The organism is Cobetia sp. 4B (assembly GCF_018831605.1).
Taxonomy (GTDB): domain Bacteria; phylum Pseudomonadota; class Gammaproteobacteria; order Pseudomonadales; family Halomonadaceae; genus Cobetia; species Cobetia amphilecti.
Genome location: NZ_CP059843.1, coordinates 2680727 through 2703033 on the forward strand (window position 1 = coordinate 2680727; position 22307 = coordinate 2703033).

17 protein-coding genes and 1 pseudogene are annotated in these 22307 nt (G+C 46.7%); 3 read left to right on the top strand and 15 right to left on the bottom strand.

Going from position 1 to position 22307, the window contains the following annotated elements:
• The first annotated feature begins 111 nt into the window (after positions 1 to 111).
• A complete protein-coding gene (locus H2O77_RS11090; RefSeq protein WP_107336470.1) occupies positions 112 to 450 on the top strand; it encodes a hypothetical protein in 339 nt (112 codons plus the stop codon).
• Positions 451 to 781: 331 nt separating this feature from the next.
• Positions 782 to 2119, top strand: a complete 1338-nt coding sequence (locus H2O77_RS11095; RefSeq protein ID WP_215824579.1) for an aminotransferase class I/II-fold pyridoxal phosphate-dependent enzyme — start codon at positions 782 to 784, stop codon at positions 2117 to 2119.
• Between the two features lie 179 nt (positions 2120 to 2298).
• On the opposite strand, the gene H2O77_RS11100 is transcribed toward H2O77_RS11095, so the two are convergent.
• The 11 genes from H2O77_RS11100 to H2O77_RS11150 all read right to left on the bottom strand — a co-directional run bounded on the left by H2O77_RS11100 (position 2299) and on the right by H2O77_RS11150 (position 14545).
• On the bottom strand, positions 2299 to 2949 hold the full coding sequence (locus tag H2O77_RS11100) for a DsbA family oxidoreductase (RefSeq protein ID WP_215823060.1): 651 nt from the start codon (positions 2947 to 2949) through the stop codon (positions 2299 to 2301).
• A 232-nt stretch (positions 2950 to 3181) separates the two neighbouring features.
• Positions 3182 to 4519, bottom strand: a complete 1338-nt coding sequence (locus H2O77_RS11105) for an O-antigen ligase family protein (RefSeq protein WP_215823061.1) — start codon at positions 4517 to 4519, stop codon at positions 3182 to 3184.
• 249 nt (positions 4520 to 4768) lie between these two features.
• Positions 4769 to 5935 carry a nucleotide sugar dehydrogenase gene (locus H2O77_RS11110; protein WP_215823062.1) on the bottom strand — a complete coding sequence of 389 codons (1167 nt, stop codon included), beginning with the start codon at positions 5933 to 5935 and terminating at the stop codon, positions 4769 to 4771.
• Between the two features lie 94 nt (positions 5936 to 6029).
• Positions 6030 to 7193, bottom strand: coding sequence for a glycosyltransferase family 4 protein (locus H2O77_RS11115; protein WP_215823063.1), 1164 nt, complete (start codon positions 7191 to 7193; stop codon positions 6030 to 6032).
• Complete coding sequence (locus H2O77_RS11120) at positions 7190 to 8338, bottom strand: glycosyltransferase family 4 protein (RefSeq protein ID WP_215823064.1); 1149 nt, start codon at positions 8336 to 8338, stop codon at positions 7190 to 7192. Before H2O77_RS11120 ends, H2O77_RS11115 begins: the two co-directional genes overlap by 4 nt.
• Entirely contained in the window at positions 8335 to 9666 is a 1332-nt protein-coding gene (locus tag H2O77_RS11125) for an O-antigen ligase family protein (protein ID WP_215823065.1), read from the bottom strand. The genes H2O77_RS11120 and H2O77_RS11125 overlap by 4 nt, the downstream gene beginning before the upstream one ends.
• Complete coding sequence (locus H2O77_RS11130) at positions 9666 to 10493, bottom strand: glycosyltransferase family 2 protein (RefSeq protein ID WP_215823066.1); 828 nt, start codon at positions 10491 to 10493, stop codon at positions 9666 to 9668. Before H2O77_RS11130 ends, H2O77_RS11125 begins: the two co-directional genes overlap by 1 nt.
• A gap of 14 nt (positions 10494 to 10507) precedes the next feature.
• Positions 10508 to 11320, bottom strand: coding sequence for a glycosyltransferase family 25 protein (locus H2O77_RS11135; protein WP_215823067.1), 813 nt, complete (start codon positions 11318 to 11320; stop codon positions 10508 to 10510).
• Positions 11307 to 12431 (bottom strand): glycosyltransferase family 4 protein, encoded by a 1125-nt coding sequence (locus H2O77_RS11140; RefSeq protein ID WP_215823068.1) that lies wholly within the window; start codon positions 12429 to 12431, stop codon positions 11307 to 11309. The genes H2O77_RS11135 and H2O77_RS11140 overlap by 14 nt, the downstream gene beginning before the upstream one ends.
• A 20-nt stretch (positions 12432 to 12451) precedes the next feature.
• Entirely contained in the window at positions 12452 to 13525 is a 1074-nt protein-coding gene (locus H2O77_RS11145) for a glycosyltransferase (RefSeq protein ID WP_215823069.1), read from the bottom strand.
• A gap of 54 nt (positions 13526 to 13579) precedes the next feature.
• Complete coding sequence (locus H2O77_RS11150; protein WP_215823070.1) at positions 13580 to 14545, bottom strand: glycosyltransferase family A protein; 966 nt, start codon at positions 14543 to 14545, stop codon at positions 13580 to 13582.
• 102 nt (positions 14546 to 14647) lie between these two features.
• On the opposite strand from H2O77_RS11150, the pseudogene H2O77_RS11155 reads away from it, so the two are divergent.
• Positions 14648 to 15484 (top strand): annotated as a pseudogene (locus tag H2O77_RS11155) (IS5 family transposase).
• Positions 15485 to 15859: 375 nt separating this feature from the next.
• On the opposite strand, the gene H2O77_RS11160 reads toward H2O77_RS11155, so the two are convergent.
• The 4 genes from H2O77_RS11160 to H2O77_RS11175 form a co-directional block, all read right to left on the bottom strand.
• On the bottom strand, positions 15860 to 16780 hold the full coding sequence (locus H2O77_RS11160) for a glycosyltransferase family 2 protein (RefSeq protein WP_215823071.1): 921 nt from the start codon (positions 16778 to 16780) through the stop codon (positions 15860 to 15862).
• 45 nt (positions 16781 to 16825) lie between these two features.
• The gene (locus H2O77_RS11165) at positions 16826 to 18646 is read right to left on the bottom strand and encodes an ABC transporter ATP-binding protein (RefSeq protein ID WP_215823072.1); all 1821 of its coding nucleotides are present in this window, start codon (positions 18644 to 18646) and stop codon (positions 16826 to 16828) included.
• Positions 18647 to 18744: 98 nt separating this feature from the next.
• Positions 18745 to 20040, bottom strand: a complete 1296-nt coding sequence (locus tag H2O77_RS17930) for an exopolysaccharide biosynthesis polyprenyl glycosylphosphotransferase (RefSeq protein WP_240548585.1) — start codon at positions 20038 to 20040, stop codon at positions 18745 to 18747.
• A gap of 51 nt (positions 20041 to 20091) precedes the next feature.
• Complete coding sequence (locus H2O77_RS11175) at positions 20092 to 22290, bottom strand: polysaccharide biosynthesis tyrosine autokinase (protein WP_215823073.1); 2199 nt, start codon at positions 22288 to 22290, stop codon at positions 20092 to 20094.
• Between the last annotated feature and the right edge of the window lie 17 nt (positions 22291 to 22307).

The window sequence follows — 22307 nt, forward strand, 5'->3', positions numbered from 1 at the left end:
GCTGCTGACTAGACTGCGATATCATGCGCCATTGGTTCACCGGACAACACGGAGCGTCCGGTGAACCACTCCAGCTGCTTTCCCCCGCCTTTACGAGACGAGATCCCCCTCATGGACGAAATGACCATCCTGTCTGTCAATGCACATCATGACCTCAAGGATCACGCCCCCTTGGCGATCATGACAAGCGCGGAGGGCTTCACGCTGCTGCTTGCCAAGACACAAGGCGCTACCTATCTCGTGATTGCCCAGCACATGGGGCGGACGGTCTCGACGGTGGAGCTCGCCTCTGCGCGTTATGCGGAATTCATCATTCAGCTGATTGATGAGCACATTCGCCGACACCCGGGGATTGAATGCGACGATCTCGATATGCATATCAGGCTCAAGGCCAAGGATCATTTACCGCGCACGCCCTTGCCCAGCGATTTTCTCGGGCCCACGGGTTAAGGAGTGCCGGCCAACTGACACGACCTCAGCTGGCCGGCCACTTTTATGCGGCCCCTAACCGCTTGAAGTGGCACGCTACCCGCGATAAGGGACATTATTGTGCGCGCATCGCCCCGTGCCGTCCCCTCTTCGACCAGCATGATCTCAGTGCATTCACGACCTCGCACGCTTGCCTGCAAGACGCCTCCTGAAAGCCTGAGAGATTCGTCCCCACATCTGCAAAGACTTGCCCTCTTGCGCGTGCACACTCATCATCGGGGAAAAGACTGCTTCTACTTCAAGGACTTCCTCTTTGGCATCTCGTCACTCCTCCGGCCCCAACCCCCGCGACATGAAACAACAGTTGTTGGACAAAGCGCGTGCCCGTCGCACCCAAGCTACCGCCGCCATGGCGGGCGAGGCTGACAATGATGTGTTTGCCCCCAGGACACCGACACTGGAGATCAGCGACGACTTCGTGCGCTTCGATCGCCAACCCGGCTATCAGCAACTCAGCATGATGCAGCAGGCCGGTGCCGCCTTTGGCGTGCCGGAACCCTTCTTCCGCGTGCATGACGGCTGTGCCGGTGCCACGACGCGTATCGAGGGGCGTGAGCTGGTCAACTTCGCCAGCTACAACTACCTCGACTACTCGCGCCATCCAGACGTGGTCAAGGCCGCGGCTGACGCTGCCGCGCACTATGGCACCTCGGTGTCGGCCTCTCGCGCGGTCTCCGGCGAGCGACCGATCCACCAGCAGCTGGAAGCCGCCGTCGCGCGCACCTACGACGTCGAGGATGCGGTGGTCTTCGTCAGTGGCCACGCCACCAATGTCTCCACGCTGGGCTATCTGCTCGGGCCGAAGGACCTGATCCTGCATGACGAGTGGATCCACAACAGCTCGCTGGTCGGCGCCCAGCTGTCCGGCGCCCGCCGCATGCCCTTCGCGCACAATGATACGGACGCGCTGGAAGCGCTGTTGCGTGCCCAGCGGGGCAAGTTCGAGCGCGTGTTGATCGTCACCGAAGGCCTCTACAGCATGGACGGCGACGTGCCGGACCTGCCGCGCCTGATCGCCCTCAAGCAGAAGTACCGCTGCTGGCTGATGGTCGACGAAGCCCACTCCTTCGGTGTGCTCGGCGAGCGCGGTCTCGGCCTGAGAGAGCATTACGACATTGAGCCGCGTGACGTCGATATCTGGATGGGCACGATGAGCAAGACGCTATCCGGCTGCGGCGGCTATATCGCCGGCTGCAAGGAACTGGTCAGCATGCTGCGCTACTTCGCGCCGGGCTTCCTCTACTCGGTGGGCATGCCGGCACAGGTCGCCGCCCCATCGCTGAAGATTCTCGAACTGCTCCAGGGCGACGATGCCAGGCAGCGCATCGCCCGCCTGCACGATGTCTCCGGCTACTTCCTCAAGCGCGCCCGCGCACTGGGGCTCGATGTCGGCGACAGCCTGGGCGTTGCCGTCGTACCGGTGATTCTGGGTAGCTCCATCGTCGCCGCCCGCCTCTCCAACCAGCTGTTCGAGGCGGGCTTCAATGTCCAGCCCATCCTGCACCCCGCCGTGCCGGAGAAGAGCGCGCGGCTGCGCTTCTTCCTCTCCTGCGAGCACACCGAAGCGCAAGTCGACGCCGTTCTCGACACGCTCATGCAGCAGCTGAGCAATATCAAGGCGGGTCTTTGACCAGACTTGTGAGCCAGAGTGACAAGTCAGCGCAGGAAGTCAGAATCGTGAGCCAAGGCTGATCGGGATTTCGCAGCCTTCGCTGCTGACGCCCCACAACGAAAAACGCGGCCCTGCTTTTCAGCGGGGCCGCGTTGTTGTCACGACAGGAATCAGTGGCGGTGCCAGGTATCAGTGACTCAAGACTGCTCTGCCATCAGCTCGCTCAGCACCTGCTCGAACACTTCCTTGGGCTGGGCACCGCTCAGTGCACTGCGGCGGTTGAAGACGAAGGTCGGCACACTGGAAATCCCCATCTGCTTCCAGTGGTTCTCATGTTGCACCACCAGCTCACGTGCCTCGGCATCATCGAGTTGCGCGAGCCCTTCCGTGGCATCCAGCCCGACCGCGGCCAGCGAGTCCGCCATCACGGCGCGGTCCGACATGTCCTTCTGCAAGGTGAAGTAGTCAGCGTAGAACTGCATCATCAGATCATGCTGCATGCCCTGTTCGGCGGCGTACTCGAGCAGGACGTGGAGCTCGAGGGTATTCACCATGCGCATGTCGTCGAAGAAATTGAAGACCAGGCCTTCCTCGGCCGCCAGAGCGGTCAGATTGCGACGTGCCTCGGCACTGGCCTTGGGCGTGGTGTCGTACTTGCGCTCGATATGGGCGCGCAGATTCTCGCCGTGTGCCGGCATGTCCGGGTTCAGCTCGAAGGGCTGCCATTCGATCTCGACCTTGTCTTCCAGGCCCAGTGACTGAATGGCGTTCTCGAGGCGCTTGTAGCCAATGATGCACCACGGGCACACCACATCAGAGACGATGTCGATCTTGAGCTTGTCTTGCATATTCATTCTCCTGAGCGGCGAGGCAGCACGCCTCACCGCTCGTCAATATTCGTGAGCGACTGCTCAAATTTGCGCGTACTGTAGACCCCGAGCGTGCTCAGGTCAAAGCCTCTGCAGAGTGTCGGATCGCCAGAGTGTCTAATCACCAGAGCGCCAAGGACTGAATCTCGAGAGCGCCATGCGCTGAACGCTGTCGCCTCTTCAGGTCTGATATTCCATGCAGACATCCCGATCAGTCATGATTGCCTTGGGCTGTATCGAAAGCGGCAGGCGGCACTATCTCAAGGCGACGTTCATGGGCGCACAGCGTGCCCCAGACGATCGCCAGCCAGTAGGCGTAGACCATCACGCCGCTGGCCTGGGAGAACATCACCCAGGTCATGCCGAAATCTAGGAAGGTCAGCGGCAGCAGTACCCCGGCGACAGCCAGTGAGCGCAATGTTAGGTCGTCACTGTCCAGGCGACGATAGAAGAGGCGCAGCGGCACCAGATAGAGGGCCAGCAACGCAAGCAGCCCCAATATCCCGCGCTTGACCCATGCATCGAGAAATTCGTTATGGGGGTGCGAATACTCCTGCACATGGCGGCTCAGCTCGCCTTGTTCGATCATCGCATCACGCGCCTCGGCGTAGCCTGTCTCGCCCCTGCCCAGCCACGGCTGCTCGGCAATCATCAACAAGGCGCCTCGCCACATCTCGAGACGCGCCCCCGCCGAGGTGCCGGCATCGCGGTCCTCCACATACTTCGTGACATCCGAGACACCGGCTTCGACACGTTGCTGGATACCGGTCGCCGGCGTCATCACCATCAAGGCGATCACCCCGGCACACATGAAGACGCCCAGCCGCAGCACACGCCGCGAGATCACCTCACCATAACTGCGATACAACACCCAGGCGGCAAACGGGAAGCCGATCCAACCGCCGCGCGTCCCCGACATCAAGGAGCCGATGATGCCGAACGCACCGCCAATCAGCAGCGCCAGTAACCAATAGCGCCGCCGAGCCCCCGCCTGCCTCATCGCCCAGCCCAAGCCTGCCAGACACATCAGCCCCATCAACATGCAGATATCGCCGAAGTTGATGGTATTGGTGAAGCCACCCGCACGATGCACACCCCACACCAGCTTCTGCCACATCGCCCAACTGCCGGTCAGCACACTGCCGAGGATCAACCCGCCCCACATGGCCCCGAGCGAGGGTGGGCATGACAACACCAGCAACAGCACCGGCACAGCCAACAACAGACGAATCGGCACGCCTGTTGTCTGCCATGCATCCCCCTGCAGCAGGATGCTCACCAGTAACAAGGCTGCGAGGCCTGCCACCACGCCAATCACCGCCAGGTCTTCCTTATAGGCAGCCCTCAACAGCGCACGCGGCTCTCGCAGCAGACAATAGCCACTGCTCAACACCAGCAAAGCCGGTCCCAGGCTATAGCCAGAAGGCATCACCAGGCTGAGCAAGCCGAACAGGAAGACACTGCAGGAAACGGCGCGCGAGATCATAGGGGGAAAATACGGAGCAACACCGGATGAATCCGAGCGCGCAGCAGAAGCGAATGACGGCATACCTTGCCTTCCTGATCCAATGATGACGATGTGAACGGTGATACGGGCAACTCAGCCGAATTCGGCAGAAAGTTATCGTGAGCTTGATGAGCGGGATAGCCTGACACAACTGCCCTCCTCCTTGGCATCAGGCGGGCAGCATGAAAGTCATCACCTGCTCCCTCTACCCCGTATCCTGTGAACCCATACGAAAACGCCGCATCACGAGGATGCGGCGTTTGAGTTTTGATCAAGAATCAGAACTCTGGATCAATCGTTGCCGAACAGATCACGGGTGTAGACCTTGTCGACCACATCAGCGAGCTCTTCCGCCATGCGATTGCTCAGAATGACATCCGTCTCCTGCTTGAACGCCTCGAGATCCCGCGTGACGCGTGAACCGAAGAAGGTGTCTTCTTCCAGCACCGGCTCGTAAACGATAACTTCAATACCCTTAGCCTTGATGCGCTTCATCACACCCTGCATGGCACTGGCGCGGAAGTTGTCAGAGCCAGACTTCATCACCAGGCGATACACCCCCACCACCTGTGGATTGCGCTTGAGCACGGAGTCCGCGATGAAGTCCTTGCGCGTGGTGTTGGCATCGACGATGGCCTGGATCATGTTGTTGGGCACTTCCTGATAATTGGCCAACAACTGCTTGGTATCCTTCGGCAGACAGTAGCCCCCATACCCGAATGACGGGTTGTGGTAGTGCTGCCCGATGCGCGGGTCCAGTCCCACACCCTCGATGATCTGCCTGGCATCCAGGCCATGCGACTCGGCGTAGGTATCCAGCTCATTGAAGTAGGCAACGCGCATCGCCAGGTAGGTATTGGCGAACAGCTTGATGGCTTCCGCCTCGGTGCTGTCAGTGAAGAGCACATCAACACCCTGCTTGATCGCGCCTTCCTTGAGCAGTCCAGCGAACACCTCGGCACGCTCTGAGCGCTCACCGACGATGATACGAGACGGATGCAGGTTGTCGTACAGCGCCTTGCCTTCGCGCAGAAACTCCGGCGAGAAGATCAGGTTCTCGGTATTGAAACGCTCACGCGCCTCTACCGTATAGCCCACCGGCACAGTCGACTTGATCACCATCACCGCGTCAGGATTGATGTCGCGCACATCCTGAATCACCGCTTCAACACTGGAAGTATTGAAGTAGTTGGTGGTGGTATCGTAATCCGTCGGCGTCGCGATGATCACGAAATCGGCATCGAGATAAGCCTCTTTCTTGTCGAGGGTAGCGCGGAAATTCAGGTCCCCGCGGGCCAGAAACTCGTCAATCTCGGTGTCTTCAATCGGTGCGACACCACGGTTCAGCCCTTCCACCTTCCCCGGCACGATATCCAGTGCGATCACTTCATGATGCTGTGCGAGCAGCATGGCGTTGGAGAGGCCGACATAGCCGGTACCTGCGATGGCGATTTTCATTGCTGAATCCTGTGAATATGATGAAGTGGCGAAGAAAGCCAACATAGTGAAAATGAACGGCCATGGTAGCAAGGCCGGATATCAGACATCTTGGCTAGTCACCAGCGCTTAACACGTCACGATACAGCGCTTCCATGTTTCGTACTCTCTGTTGAATATCATGCTCAGCCTCTACCTTGGCTCTGCCGGCGGCGCCCAAGCGGATACGTAAGCTAGCATTCTCGAGCAGCTCTACCAACGCACTGGCCAGAGACCCAGCGTTTTCCACGGGGAACAGCAGCCCATTCTCCGCATCGCGGACAAGATGTCGATTCCCGGGGATGTCCGAGACGATGACTGGCAGCCCGCAACCCATCGCTTCAAGGATCGCCAAGGGCATTCCTTCCCACCGAGAAGGCAAGACAAAGACATCGCAGAGACGAAGCAGTTCCGGCGTATCAGTCCGCCACCCCAGAAAATGGACATGTGACTCAAGGCCTGCAAGCTTGACCCTAGCTTCCAGGGACTCCTTCAAGGCACCGTCCCCCACCAGTACCAGGTCTGCTCCTGGGTCACCTGACTCCCAGAGTTGGCAGTAAGCTTCAACGAGGCACGCCGGGTTCTTCTGCTCCCATAATCGCCCTACCATCATGACCAGTTTACGATCAGCTGGAAGGCCTGCCCCCTCTCTCAAGGCATCACGATTAGCCTCAGGAGATAACGGGTGGAATTTTTGAAGGTCTATTCCATTCGCCATGATCTCGATGCGCTCATCAGACAACCCCAACTCATCTCGGCAAATTCTGGCATCATCCTCATGCAGACAGACAACCCGATGAGAGCAGCGGGCGCCTATCCATTCCATCGCATGAAAGATTTTACGTTGCAGCGTGCTTGTCGCTGCGGGGAAGGCGAATCCATGCACAGTATGAACGATACATGGCACACCTGCCCACCTTGCTGCCAATCGGCCTATCACACCGGTCTTGCTGGAGTGCGTATGAACAACATCAAATTTTTCACGTCGAAAGCACTTCCAGAGATACCAGAGGGCTTTCATATCCCGTATCGGATTGATTTCCCGCACAAGATCCGGAGCCACGATAACGGCAGCACCGCTGGCTTCAGCGCCTTCGGTCAGAGGACCTCGACTCTGACAGACCAGGACTTTCCTCGTTTGACTATCCAACCTTTCAAGCTCATCAAGTGATACACGCTGAACACCACTCAAGAGGGGTAATAGTTGCAAGTGAGTAATATGAAGTATTGGCGCAGTCATCGTGCCCCCTCAACCAACTGTTCCATCAACTTGATCACCTTGCGGTGTTGCTTGGGACGATCAAAATTGGCCTCTACACGAGCACGTCCTGCACTGCCCATGCGTTGCCTTTTATCTGGATCATCACATAGTTGAGCAATAGCATTGAGCAGCGCTTCATCATCATCCCCTTCCACCAGCAAGCCTGTCTCACCGTCAACTACGACTTCAGGGATACCACCTGCACGCGTACCAATGACAGGTCTACTCGCGGCCATGGCTTCAACAGTGACTTGGCCCATTCCTTCCTGCCTGGAAAGAATCAAGAGACTGTCAATGCTCGCCATGATCTGGGGTATATCGTCCCTGAAACCAGTGTGGATGACATGAGGGTGGTCAACGTTAGGTAGACTTTCAAAGTACTCCAGAGCGCCATCTTCAGCCTCACCAACGATAAGAACTCTTGCATTGGGGCAGCGTTCAGCTAGTTCAGGCATCAAGCGCAATATACGATCCTGTGCTTTGCGTTCATTGATGGAACCCACCATCGCGAAAGCAATATGCTCAGGAAAAAGTCCAAGACTAGCTCTAGCCGACGAAATATCATCAAACCTACTTAGCAATGCTCCATTATAGTTCTTGATGATCCGCTTTCTATATAGACGTTTTTGCCAATTGGGGTACTTTACCTCTACTGCATCAGAAATCACGATATTCAACTTGACCAGAGGGAGTTGAAACCAGTCGAGGATGCCATGTGGCTTATCCAGTTTATCCCAGATGACAACTGGTATACCAAGAGATTTTGCAGCAACGCCCATTGTGAGCAAACCACGCATATCATTACAGAAAAGGATATTCGGAGATATAACCTTCAACCATTTCCGAAGTTCCAGGATATAGTTTCCAAGCTGGAAAAGCATGCCAATCTTTCTACGCCAGCCATAGCGGTATATAGCGCCTCCATAAGTAGATAAAGACTCTGGGTATGGTAAGATGGTAGAATCAAACCCTTCGGCTTTAGCTGTGTCAACAAAAGGTCCATGACTCGTAGTAGCCAAAATGGAATGATGCTTGGCATCCCGAGAGGTCCCTAGCAAGCTCAACAAGGTTTTTTGTTGCCCAAAAATGACTTGTGGATAACTCTCAACAAATATTATTTTCATATGAATTTTGCTTTCCAATGCCGGGATACAGAACTAGCACTCAATAACAAACCAGCCATCAACCAAATCGTTCTTTGCCTTAATCCATACATAGTAAGGTTATAAGCAAGCAGCAATACAAACCCCATTGCCGCTGCAATGAATAATAGTTTCATTTCAGGACTAGCAAGAGCCTTAGTAGATGTAAGGAGAGGAATTGACAAGAAAAAACATAATAAGGCTAGGCCTACAATACCTGTCTCTATAAATATACCAGCGTATGTATTGTGTATCTCCGAGATATGAAATTTGGAACCGTATAGCTTTGGACCATTTCCGATGAAAATGGCTGTATCGGCGTTATCAAGAACAACACTGGCTTGTTCTTCTCGAGTTTCATCAAGCCCTTTCCCCTCGGTCATATTCTGATACATCATGACGACAGGTCTTTGCCAAGAAGGTGTCTTGCCTAGTTGATATACACCATCAAACATGCTCATTACAGCAACAACATAGAGGACCAATCCGGCGATAAAAGTAATAATTGCCCCCCCTAGATAGCCACGTCTAAGTGCATTATTATTAAATTGAAACATGTATAAAGCAGCCATACAGAGAGCTACTAATATAATAAGTAAAAAGGCAGTACGGCTACCTGTACCAATCAATACTGTTGCCATACCAGCTATCAATAGCAATATAACATTACGTAAATTAGTAGATATAGTACGAGTCACACACCAAGCTAGTACAATAACCATCAATGGTATTAGATAAGACGCCATTTGATTTTCAAATTTAAAAGTAGATGATATACGTCCTGTGAACTCATCTATAGTCCATGATGGTGCGGTTCCAGTCATTGCCCATAAGCCAACGGTAACTACGACAGCAGAACCACATAACCAACCTATGATACATTTTTTCCATTGATCTTCGGTTTGAATCAGTAACAATACAGTAGCCATCATCAACGCACCATATGTTATATTCAAAGATTCGACCAAGCTACCTGTAAGATGGCCATAGTAGCTTACATTATTGATAGAGAATGAAATCCATTCAATCAATATAAAACCAGCTAAAAATATAAGGGCCAATACTTGGTAACCTGAAAACCTTATTCTAAGACTCATCCATTTACGGTTGAAGAGCATTGCAAACCACGTTATTACCACCACGACTTCAGTAAGCCCCACCTTTTCCCTCAAAGGTCCTAGTGATATCGTATTTAATATTCCAGATGCAAAAAAGGCGGTATAAATACCTCTTTCAGGAGCTTTGGCTATCCACTTAAACAGTATGAAAAGAACACATAATGCAAATATTATCGATATATAAAAAAACATTAAGTTGTTCCTTTACCCTCACTAAGCCCTTGACCTGCACGTACTTTTTTCTTGATCAGGTTAGGTAGTAACGGATATATCAAGCGTGCAATCGGGTATACAATATAATGCGGAGAAAGTCTAAACCAAAATACTGACTGTAGGCCGAACCTTGCCAATCTACGATTCTGCTTTTGAGTTTTGAACCGACTTTGAAAAAAACTTTCATTTCTCACATAACGACAGGCCAATATTTCTGGAAGGTTCGCGACCTTGTATTTTTTAGCAACACGTAGAAAAAATTCAAAGTCAATTAAATAAGGCTGAGTAGGATCGTAATTTATTCCTTCATCAATTAGAGATTTCCTGAAGGTAATACCACTATGAGTATAGGGAATACACTTGGCGCACTGTTTACGTATTTCAAAATCTGTCAGTGGATAAACACGATTAATATGTTCATCTCTTTGGCTATCTCGTCTTTCTTCTCCACAACCAACCCATGCATGGTCTAGATTATTATCTAAAAAATTTGTTTGAAGTTTTAATCTTTCCGGATATGCAACATCATCAGCGTCTAAGTTTGCAATATATTCACCCTTAGCTTCTTCGCAAGCCAATTTAAGGGCATGAGCACGCCCTATTCTATCAGCCAGAATAAAGCGAACATTGCTATTAACACTAGCGATGGATTTTAGTACGTCAGCCGTCCCATCATCAGATCCATCATCGACAACAAGAATCTCTATATTTCCTAAAGTCTGATTTAGGATAGATTGAATTGCACGAGAAATTAATTCTTTCTCATTGTAAACCGTAATAATTACACTCACTTTAGGACAACACATGAGAAACTCCATTATTAATTGCTCGATGGCTTTCGTGCAAAAAATTTAACTTTAATTCTTCTAACAACTGCTTGCCAAGCGTATAGTGATTTCCACCTAGATCCAAAATAACTTGGATAAATAATTGTGGGAATTAAAAAGAGTCTACCTAATAATACATGCATAGGTATTGAGCGTGACTTATATGTTTGTATCTGACTATCGAAATCATTGGATTGGTTTACTAGAGGAGGCTCAATACCTTTGGCATCAAAAACTTTTTCTATAGCTATAGGCCAGTCAGATGTTGACCAGACTGGTAATGCTTTATTGTACAAATGCTCAGCAGCTGATAACTTTATATAATAACCACAAGCTCCTAGAAATCTTTGGTAAGGCGTATACAAGCTATATATATTATCCAATACTATCCTTTTTCGAATGGCATATTGCTGATTATATATGTGAAGTATTGTAATATTACAGTAAGCAGACTCAGGCATTTCTTTTTTTGCAAACTTACTAAAATCATCCACAGGAATAGCGTCATCTTCTAAAACAATGGCTTCTTTAATGTCATTCTTAGACATCTGAAGATAAATGTTAATATGAGAAAGTGAACAGGCTATCTCTGAAGCTTTTAAAGGATCCCCTTTTCTTTTTTTATACCATTCTTCATCGATGACGTCTTTATGACTTTCTCTAAAATCGTGTTTACGTCCATCCACGGCATCAATAATTTGGTAATCAAGTTTTAATTTATCAAGTTTATTTCTTATAGAATTTCGCCTTTCGCTGGCATCGCTAAGACTAATTACGAATATAGGTATTTGATTAGATGAGCTCACGGCGCCCCTCATTTTTGTCTAATAAATTATTATATAACTCTAAATAGTTATTTACCATAATTTTCTCATCAAAACATGTATTAACACGTGTAAAGGCAGCATCAGTTCTATTTTTTACGTTGTTTTCAATATTTATCGTGTTGATTAGCTCCTTGCTTAATGCAATACTATTACATTTAGTAAAAAATATTGCAGTATCTTGTGCTATTTCTCTAAATACTGGAATATCAGAACAAACTAATGGTACTTTCATTGCCATAACCTCAGCTACAACCAAACCAAAACCTTCTTGAGTTCCATCACTAGGTATGACGCAGGTATCGGCTGTCGACATCAACTTGAGTGTATCTTCTTTTGGTAACCAACCCGTAAAATGAGTATTAGCTATTATTCCAAGTGCCTTTGCCCTATCTTGCAAATAGGCTTTATTAGTACCAGAACCAATAATATACAGTTGAGCTGTTGGATACTTCAGCAATACAGCCGGCCAAGCATCAAGAAGGTATTGCTGCCCTTTTTCAGGCACAAGCCGCCCAGGACATACAACTCGGTATTTATCATTCGATACCGATGAGTCAGGCCAAAAAGTGGATAAGTAGCTTATATCTACACCATTCTTTATAGTTATTTCTCTTCTGGGCAAATTATGTAAAGGTTTAAATGATTCACAAACTTGGTCAGATATGTACACACCGGCATCGGTCATTTTTTGTGTCAACCTAACCATTATTCTCCAATAAAAATTCATAGAAGAGTAAATTTCATGGTGGGTAGTAATAACCTTAACGTTATGCTTAGATGCAATATACTTCGCAAAAACTCCAGGATAAGCAAAGTTTGTATGTAGCACATCAATGCAACTGACTATTTTTTTGAATATTCTCGTAAATCGGATGATAGCTATTAGTAAAAATAAAATATTTTTCTTACGTGGTACTTCAATATATTTAATTTCAACACCATCAGGATATGAGCGAGTATGTGTACTTCCTTCCTCCCTTAGGATACAATAAATAACTTTATGATCATTTTCAATCAGAGACTGTGCAATTTTATCTATCAAAGACCATATTGAATGTGCGCTATCTCGATCTACAAAACAAAATCTCATCCTCAACTATCCTTTAAAGGTTAAAGAGAATTATACAGCTTATAATACTCTAAAGCACATAGGCTATCGCTGAATTCCTGACGCGCAAATTTTTTTCCTTGTAAAGCGACCTTATTTCTCAGTTTATCATCATTTATAACTAGCTCAAGAATAACAGCTAAGCCCTTAGAATCACCAACTTTAAAGTGATATCCAGTAACCCCATGTTGTATAAAGTCAAACGAAGCAGGAAAGTCGCTTGTTATCGTAAGGCTTTCCCGTGACATACTTTCTACTGCCGACATTCCAAAGCCTTCAAATTTAGAAGGAAGCACCGATATCGAAGATTCTTCAAGATACGCAAACACTTGGTCTTTCTCAAGATGTCCTTTTAGCTCTATAACTTTGCCAAGATTATGTTTTGCTATGTAATCTTGTATTATTTCTTTATCCGGACCGTCGCCGATTATTAAAACACTGACTATATTTTGACTCGCTAGGGTCAGTTGAGAAATTGCATCGATGAGTGTTAGCCAGTCTTTTTGTTTATTTTCCAGTCTACCTACACATATAATTTTAAGTGTCTGTATTTCTGAGCTTATTGATGGTTTTAATTCTTGATCTTTTGGTATATCAGCCTTACTCCATACTGGAGGAAAAATGACTCTGGTAGTAAAAAACTTCTTAAATTCTTCACGAATAAAACTCGATACAGCAATTCTCTTATCAGCCAAATAGCCCGACGCTATCCAAAGTATTCTATGCTTTACGTTCCACTGAGAAAGTGGTACGTGATATGTAATAACAAATTTTACACCTATTATTTTAAGCAACAAAGATACGGGAAAAATTGACGAGTATAAGTGTAAGTGGCATATCGTATCTTTAGTTTTTGTTTTGAGTATATAAAATATTAGAGCAATTACAGGTGATTTATTGTTACAAAAATTCTTAATACGACCAGGTAGAAAAGTACAACTTGAGCGATGTGATATCTCACCTAAAATAGCAAATTCTAGGTGGTTTATACTTTTATTAGATGCATTTACTAAGTTTGTAACATATCGCTCAGTACCTGCATTCCCCCAGCACTCTAAAATGTGTATGATTTTCATAGAATCCAAAAAGTTCTAAATTTAAATGTGGGGTCGTAAAAGGAGAGTATATTATTACCTGAACTTTCTTAGTAATAATCGATTAATACTCACAGGTAATGTCGCACATAATAGAATTAATACTGTACTTTTAAAGATTTTTCCAAGATTATGGGCACGAATGGCTGGAATAAAGGATTTACGTGCGGCTTTAAACGCAACATGCGGCGATTGACTTTCAACCGAATGCTTAAATATACTATAGTATCGAGACGTTAAGGCATCATAAAAATCTCTCAGTTCATGACGTTCTAAGCCCCTCACAGCAGTCTCTTCCGTGGACTTTAAGCTATCTATAAATTTATATTCCGAAATATTAGAGGATATACGTCCATTGTTATGGATACGATAGTAAGCTAAAACTTCTGGCATATAGTGTATATTGGCTTTATTTGTGAATAAACGTAGGTTATATTCTCCCTCTTGCCAGACTTTCATATTTTCATTCCAAAAACCCATTTTTTCAATTATTCTACGCCTATAAATTCCTAAATCTGTCTTTAATGCATGTGCACCCATGTGCCCAGCTATTGTGCCTGATCTTTCCGAGCCAATAAACTTATCAGTATCCCCAATGACATTTTCAAAAATTTGTGCACGAGCATATACATAATCAATATTAAGGTTATTTTTCAAGTAAGAAACCTGAATATCAATTTTTTTTGCATCGAGCAAATCATCTGAATCAAAAAACTGTATATACCTGCCTTTGGATTTTTTTATTCCTAAGTTACGAGCACTAGGAGCGCCTAAATTAGACTGCTGCACTATATTAACAGTAAAATCTGTATGGTCACCTATCCGATTTCTCCATTTACGGACAACACTCACAGTATTATCTGTAGATCCATCATCCACCAAGACAATTTCAATAGGTCTATAAGACTGCTCTAAAATACTATTTAAGGAGTCAATTACTAATGACTCCCTATTATAAGTTGGGATTATTACACTAACTAAATTTTTATCCAATTTTCTCACCAAATCATTTCAATAGACGATAAATACCATAACACTTACTAGGTTTTGTACGAAAAGTCATTTTGGCTAATGTGGCCCATGCATATCCAGCATAGGTGCGGTATGGCAGGACGCTACGAAATCTCGGATAGCCAATGTCAGTTGATCGAAGACATTGTCTCAGCGCCTCAATCTATGGGCAGGCCCAGGAAAAACGACAGACAGATGCTGAACGGCATCTTTTGGGCCCTATGTTCTGGCGCCAAGTGGCGCGACCTTCCCGAACGTTATGGCCCTTGGAGTACTGTCTACGCCAGGTTCCGACAATGGCGTGATGACGGTACCTTTGAGGCGGTCTTGGCGCGGCTTCAACTTCGGCTTCGTGAAGATGGCCTGATGGATCTCGAGACCTGGATGATCGACTCAACCGCCGTTCGTACAACACGGGCCTCCGCTGGTGGAGGCAAAAAGGGGGATCTGAGGAACCCTTAGACCATGCGTTGGGCCGGAGTCGTGGCGGCATCACGACCAAAATCCATTTGATCTGTGATTGCCTTCACACTGTCGGCGGGGCAAGAGTCGGATACACGGCACTTCATGCCCACTCTGGAAAAGGTTCATCTACCGGGGAGTCTTGGTCGGCCACGAAAACGTTGCCGCTACATCGTGGCAGACAAGGGCTATGACAGTGACGAGTTACGCCGTTACTGCGACCGTGTACGAATCAAGCCGATCATCGCTCAACGAAAGATGAAGCGGAAACCCCGGCCAGGTCTCCCACGGGGATTCGATAAACCCATGTACCGTCAGCGAAATATCGTGGAGCGCTCTTTCAGTTGGTTGAAAGAGTTCCGTCGTATTGCGACGCGATATGAGAAGTTGGCCCGTAGCTTTTATGCGATGGTATGCGTAGCTTGCATACGCCGCTGTCTACGAGCCAACTTTTCGTACAGAACCTAGCCATGTAGGGGGTCTGCTTTGATGATAAGTAGCACCGAAGTAGGTGCGCGACAGACCTGAGCCACACACTACCGATGTAAAGCTTACGCTCGGGCCAGCAAAATGCCGACACCTGAGTCGTCAGGCTTGCGCTCAGTAAGCTCGGTAGCCCACCTCTGAATCATTATATCGATGATTTTGCGATTAATTGTAGAAGAAGACCGTCCCAAACATTGAGCAATGGTTCGAAGGCATCAGCCTTAAGTGGGACAAACTTGGGTAGAGGCATGATCGGTAAGGTTTAGTTATTAGCATGACGCAAGTGTAATAGACTACAGAAAATCAGGAGTTGCATTATAACCTTTGGCCAAACTCATAAAAATTAATCAAATATGATTATTTTAACAACCTATAGTAAATTAATTTCGCGAATATATATGGACTTTTAAACCTCCACGTATACTTCAATGATTTAATAAAACTTAACTTTTTTTTAGACTGTTTGCAAACGTTAAAATACTTATATATAAAGCTATAACCCCTTTTCTTCAAAAAATTTTTCTCTACACTATTTTTCGAATAGCTATATGCATAGCTTGTACTATCTAAAACTGCCTCGATTCCCAAAGCATGTTTTGAGTTTTTACCCTGTGTCATAATTGAATCCTGCCTAATACGCCTAAAATAATAAGAATCGTTCAGGACTAGGAAAGTATCTGCAGATAAAATTAATTGATGAAAAATCACTTCATCCTCATGATAATAATCGCAATATTGCAGCGCATTATCGCTCCATAAATTTAACTTGGAAATATACAGACAAGGACTTGAAGAAAAGCTCTTTTGATTTAAATATTCATTTAAAAAAAATGACCTTCCGCTATAATACCCAGTAAACTCACGCTCGTAATCTGGTTTAAAGCTTGACTGACTAAGATTATTATCATTGAAGCTCTCTGCTTCAAAGAAAACTATATCTGGAAAATTATTATTTTTAATCTTTAGCGTTATTTCGCTTATAAATTCTGGTTTCACTAAATCATCTGAATCCAAAAAGTAGACATAGTTACCACTTGCATGCTTTAAACCAATATTTCTAGCTTCGCCTACGCCTCTATTATCTGTAGATATAACTTTTAAAGGAAGATGGGAATGTACTTTTAACTCATTGATTACTTGTAATGTGGAATCGGTACTACCATCATCAACAACAATAATCTCATAAGGCAGCAAGCTCTGTTTTAGTATAGATAAAAGTGTATCAGCTATATATTTTTCAACATTGTATGCTGGGATTATAACGCTAATATTATACATTAAGCGCACCTTTTGACTTTTATGATGTTAACTATAAAATATACTTTAAGAATGTTTGTGCATAGCTTTAAATTGTTCATTGGACTCTAAAAGAGATTGGTATTTCCCTTCTGCTATTACAGCACCATGCGATAACATGTAAATATTGTCACATGCCTTAACCGTTGCTAGTCGATGAGCAATAATTATTATTGTTTTACTGCCTGACAAACTTTCGATCGCATCCATTATCAATCTTTCAGTAATACCATCTAGTGCACTTGTCGCTTCATCAAATACGAGGATGTCAGCATCATTGTATAAAGCTCTTGCGATACCTATTCGTTGCCGTTGACCTCCAGATAACTGGACACCTCTCTCACCCACTTTTGTTAATAGCCCATCAGGTAAATCTAACAGCATATCATTCAATTGTGCCATCATTACCGCACTATCAATTCTATCATCATCAATTTGTTCATTTGGGATGCCAAAGGCAATATTTTCTCTAATAGAGCCGTCGGATAAAAAAATTGACTGAGGTACAAAACCAATCGTATTTTGCCAACTTCGCTTATTCTTATTATTGACAAGGGTATGATCGATATACAAGCTACCAGTATCCGGATCAATTAAACCTAAAATAATATCAATTACAGTCGACTTCCCAGAGCCCGATGAACCGATAATTCCAATAGTTTTGTTTGCCGGAATATTCATGGATAAGGCGTTTAATGCAGCAGATTTTTTTCCAGGATACGTGAAGGAAACATTATCTAAATTTATACTACTCCTTACCTTTAATGCATCATTACTTACTATCGCATTATTATCGTTAAGACCAGTGTAATCACTTGTCACTGTATCCTTACTTTCGCTTAAGTCATTACGTATGTTATTAAAAGCAGCTAGACTTCCGCGTATAGTAGATAAGCTAGTATATATTTGCTGGAATGCCGGTAACAATTTAAACCCAGCCAATGCATATACAGATAGTATAGGCAAGATAGCACCTAAATCCCCACTATGAGCAGAGAGAAGATACAGTATTAAAAATATTACGCTACCAAATGCTATTAGTTCCATAGCATACCTTGGAGACATAGCTAAGGCATTATTGGTTCCTTGCGATTTAGCAAAATTCATACTAACTTTTTCGAAGCGATCCGTGAATATGTCTTGTCTCCCTAATAACAGCACATCCTTTATACCACCTAGACCTTCACTCAGTAACTTGAAACGTAATTGTTGTGCCTTCGACACATTCTCACCATTACGTATTAACTTTTGACGGACAGTACGAAATAGTAAGGCATACGCTATCACAAATATAAAGAGCCCAGTGATTGCTACTAAAGGATTATAAACAAAAATACCAACTATCATCAAACTTACTAAAACTACCTTCGCATTCATTTTCATTAGTGAGTTGACAATATTATTGGTAACTCGCTGACACTCTTGAGAAACTTTATTTGTTAGCTGGCTACTATTTCCATTTGCGTGAAATAACCACGGCTGATGCATATAATAATTAAATATTCGGCTACTGAGTTCAGCACCTACTACTTGCCCATACATAGAGAGTTTCCAAACAGTAAACATCGATATACATGCCGCTACTGTTAGTACGACCAGCACACCGGCCCCAAGCCAGAAAAGAAAATCACGGGGCTCTGCAATACCACTCGCGCGATAAATCTGAGCGACAATACCATCTCCTTGCAATCGAGAAATATCCCCTACCAAAGCCATGAAAGGACCAATAGAGGCGACGCCGGCAATTTCTGCGAAGGCCATAAGCACTACGAGCACCTGCAAGCGCTTCAGCTTTCTTCGTTGTTCAGCCGTTAATAATGAGTACAATTCTAGGAGCTGATTGAACATATGACTCTCTATCAGAAGTAAAACTTTGCAATGCCATGTGCTAGTGTCCGCCAGGATGGCGATACTAATTTTCACACATGATTGGTGTTACGCTCGAATCAGCGACTTCCATTGCCTGTCACGACGGTACGAATAGTGCGAAGTACAATGAGTATGTCGAGCCAGAAGGAGAAGTTCTTGATGTAGTAGAAATCGTATTCCAGCTTCTGAATCATACCATCAACCTCTGCGGCGTAACCCTGCTCTACCTGGGCCCAGCCTGAAATCCCCGGACGCACTACATGCCTATAATGGAAAAACGGTACATCCTTCTCATACCAACTAGCCAATGACATGGACTCTGGCCGTGGTCCGATGAAACTCATGTCGCCTTTAAGCACGTTCACAAGCTGAGGTAGCTCGTCCAGTCGATATTTGCGAATGACTCGACCTACGCGTGTGATGCGCGGATCATTGTCACCTTCGGTGAATCCTTGACCCTTGTGATCGGTATACATGCTCCGGAATTTATAGACGCTGAAGGGTCGGCAATGAAAGCCCATGCGTGGCTGGCAGAACAGTGCCGGACCCGGGCTATCACACCGGATGGCGATAGCCGTAAGTACCATGATAGGACTTACCAATGGCAGCAAAAGCAGAGCCCCCAGGATATCCAGACCGCGTTTGACCACTTCATAACCTTCATTAGGTGAAAGCGATCCGAATTCATTAGCATACAGGTGATCCAGAAGCACACGGCCGGTTATCATCTCGTGCACCTGAGTGGCATGGTACACAGGAATGCGGTGAATGGTGCAATCGGCCAGAAAGCGTTGCCACTCTTCTGGGAGATCACCACGCAGATCCGCTACTACAGCATCGATACGCTTTACATCAACCAGCGAAGGGCTATTCAGCATGTACCAGCGGACAGAGGCATTCTTCCGCACACAGAGTGTCAAGGCCTTCCCAAAAGGCACTACCGCCATCCGCTTAGTAGTAAGCTTGGAATCAACGTAATAGAAGATACTGCCAAATACCACAGCCATAGCAAAAGAGATACCGATCTGCAATCGAGAAACAGCAATTTCCAATAGGCTATAGAAGATGACCAGCACTACATAGGACACTGTAACCGTAGGAATGACATATGCGAAGGATTTGGTGCCTGGTAACTGACACAAGCGATTGACGAAAGTCATTGACAACGTAAACGCTGCCGCGGTGCCAATGAAGGCATTCCATTGCGCTGTCGTTGAGGTCAACCAAAAATCGCTACCCCAGCGGTACATGGCAGGTAATACAACCACTAGCAAAAGACCAAAAAATATTTGTAACCGCTTACTCGCTATCAACCGTTCATAATGACGTGAGTAACGGCGCTGGTGTTCCATTGTAGTAGTATCTTCTTTCATTGCAGTTCCCTTCGAGCATCCATATGCTCCATTACCCCAAGGCGATAACGATCATTTATAGCTGTAGTTGTAATAGCCATAATTGCCGTAACTAGTGGCTGCCTTACGCTCTACAGCATTGAGGATTGCCCCTTTCACCGATACGCCACTGTTACCCAAGCGTTGCTTAGCCACACTGATCTCCTTAGGTGGATTCTTACAGAAGCGTGCCACCAATAGGCTAGTACCTACCTGCTTGCCAACAATAGCAGCATCTGTCACCGCGAGTATCGGCGGCGTATCAATGATGACAAGGTCAAACCGCTCAGAGACTTCCTGTAGCATTCGTGAGAAGGATTCTTGCATCAAAAGCTCCGCTGGGTTAGGTGGAGCAATCCCTCGGGACATGAATGAGAGCCCGTCAATATCACTAATACGAATCACGTCATCCAGCTGCTTGGTACCTGATAGCAAGTCAGATAGACCATCCGCACTTTTACCACCGAAAGCCTCGTGCATGCGCCCCTTGCGCATATCAGCATCAATCACCAATACACGCTGTGTACCCTGAGCACATACTGCAGCAAAATTAGCACTAATAAAGCTTTTGCCGACTCCGGGCGATGGGCCAGTAATCATTACACAATTATTGTGTGCCTCCAGCATTGCGAAGTGTAAGCTAGTACGAAGGCCACGCAGTGCCTCGATAGAAATATCTGTAGGGTTTCGCAATGCCAGCAAGCCATTTAGCCCATGCTCTCGATTAAGCTTACGTAGTTTGTGTTGAGTATAATAACTATTCTTTTCGGAAAGCTTCGTTTGCTCATCTGACAATGGGACTGTGGCGTATACCGGCAATTCGAGCGCTTCTAACTGATCAGGTGTCTCGATACCGCGCCGTAGCATTCCCAACACCAACACACCTACCACTGATAGCATGCCCCCCATCAGAGTTGTCAATACAATTATGAGTTTCTTGCGAGGGGCAATAGGGCCAGGCTGTGCAACAGCTTCATCCAGTATCCTCACATTGCCAACGGTACCTGCCTTGGCAATACGCATCTCCTGGATCTTGTTAAGCAATTGAACGTAAACTTCTTGGTTGACCTCTACATCACGGCGCATACGCAAGATCTGCTGTTGAGTTTCCGGCAACCCCTCCACCTGTGACTCTAGCTGCTCTTTCTCTCTACTTACTTGTGCTTTTTTCTCCATCAGCGCTTGGTACTGTGGATGACTTGGCGTGAAACGACGTCGGAGCTCCTTCTCAGAGAAATTCAGCTCATTAAGTTGCTTTTCCAGCTCGACTGAGCGTGTCAGCATCGTTTGCGTTTCCATGGAAAGGTCAACACTTTCCTGCTTCGAGCGGTAAGCATTCAGAACATCCTCCGCATTACCGAGTTCCTTGCGTATTTTTGGGGCTTGTTCTTCAAGGAAAGCAAGACTCTTTTCAGCTTCTGCAGCTTGTCGTTGAACATTCTGTAATAGATAGATTTCGCTAATGGTATCCAACGTACGACGAGCCTGATCAGCATCAGGCCCTTGCAAAGCCAATTGCAATAGACCGCTATCCTTACCTTGCAAGTTGATACTTAAGCGACCACGTAAACTGTTGATGGCTGCAAGTCGTGATGACAAACGCAAATTAAAAGTCGAACCCGGCCTTGCTTGTATATCTGCAATACGTAGTACTACACTCCCACCGGCAAAGCTTTCATTAACTCCGACCTCCCCAACGCCTAGATCCCGCTCTGCTAGTACTACTCTATATCGTTTTTCATTGAGAATGCGTACTTGTAGAGCCTGGCCATTTAATGCAGTATCCATTTGTAGCTTAGCGACACTAATGTTCTCACCAGCCCATACACTCTTGTCAGAAAAGCTAGGTTTTGTCATACCTTGGCGCGAGAGGAACTCCCCAATGATTGGAAAACGCACCGGTGAGACTGACAAGGTGAGCTGCTGCTGGTCAACGGCCTGTCCCAGTACCATACGGGATTGCAAAATTCCTAGTTCAGCCTCGATCTTGGATTCTTCGCCTGCCATGAAAGCTAGACCCTGAATAGGACCAGCATTCGCCCCACTTTCAATCTGCACGAGTGAGTCTGCGCGATAGATAGGGGTCTGAAGCGTGGCATAAACGCTCCCCATCACCCCGAAGAGGACTGTAATGGCGAGGATCCACCATTTGTGATCAACCAAAAGGCCAAATAACCGTCCGAGATCGAGGTCGTCATCTGCTGAGGCGGCCGTAGTAGGAGTCTGTTGCATGAGAGTACCGGAGCGTT

Excerpts from the sequence above, each read along its gene's own strand:
- H2O77_RS11100 (WP_215823060.1), bottom strand. The coding sequence starts at position 2,949 with ATGCAAGACAAGCTCAAGATCGACATCGTCTCTGATGTGGTGTGCCCG.
- H2O77_RS11090 (WP_107336470.1), top strand. The coding sequence starts at position 112 with ATGGACGAAATGACCATCCTGTCTGTCAATGCACATCATGACCTCAAG.
- H2O77_RS11165 (WP_215823072.1), bottom strand. The coding sequence starts at position 18,646 with ATGTTCAATCAGCTCCTAGAATTGTACTCATTATTAACGGCTGAACAA.
- H2O77_RS11175 (WP_215823073.1), bottom strand. The coding sequence starts at position 22,290 with ATGCAACAGACTCCTACTACGGCCGCCTCAGCAGATGACGACCTCGAT.
- H2O77_RS11120 (WP_215823064.1), bottom strand. The coding sequence starts at position 8,338 with ATGAAAATAATATTTGTTGAGAGTTATCCACAAGTCATTTTTGGGCAA.
- H2O77_RS11115 (WP_215823063.1), bottom strand. The coding sequence starts at position 7,193 with ATGACTGCGCCAATACTTCATATTACTCACTTGCAACTATTACCCCTC.
- H2O77_RS11105 (WP_215823061.1), bottom strand. The coding sequence starts at position 4,519 with ATGCCGTCATTCGCTTCTGCTGCGCGCTCGGATTCATCCGGTGTTGCT.
- H2O77_RS11145 (WP_215823069.1), bottom strand. The coding sequence starts at position 13,525 with ATGAAAATCATACACATTTTAGAGTGCTGGGGGAATGCAGGTACTGAG.
- H2O77_RS11130 (WP_215823066.1), bottom strand. The coding sequence starts at position 10,493 with ATGTGTTGTCCTAAAGTGAGTGTAATTATTACGGTTTACAATGAGAAA.
- H2O77_RS17930 (WP_240548585.1), bottom strand. The coding sequence starts at position 20,040 with ATGAAAGAAGATACTACTACAATGGAACACCAGCGCCGTTACTCACGT.
- H2O77_RS11140 (WP_215823068.1), bottom strand. The coding sequence starts at position 12,431 with ATGAGATTTTGTTTTGTAGATCGAGATAGCGCACATTCAATATGGTCT.
- H2O77_RS11160 (WP_215823071.1), bottom strand. The coding sequence starts at position 16,780 with ATGTATAATATTAGCGTTATAATCCCAGCATACAATGTTGAAAAATAT.
- H2O77_RS11110 (WP_215823062.1), bottom strand. The coding sequence starts at position 5,935 with ATGAAAATCGCCATCGCAGGTACCGGCTATGTCGGCCTCTCCAACGCC.
- H2O77_RS11095 (WP_215824579.1), top strand. The coding sequence starts at position 782 with ATGAAACAACAGTTGTTGGACAAAGCGCGTGCCCGTCGCACCCAAGCT.
- H2O77_RS11125 (WP_215823065.1), bottom strand. The coding sequence starts at position 9,666 with ATGTTTTTTTATATATCGATAATATTTGCATTATGTGTTCTTTTCATA.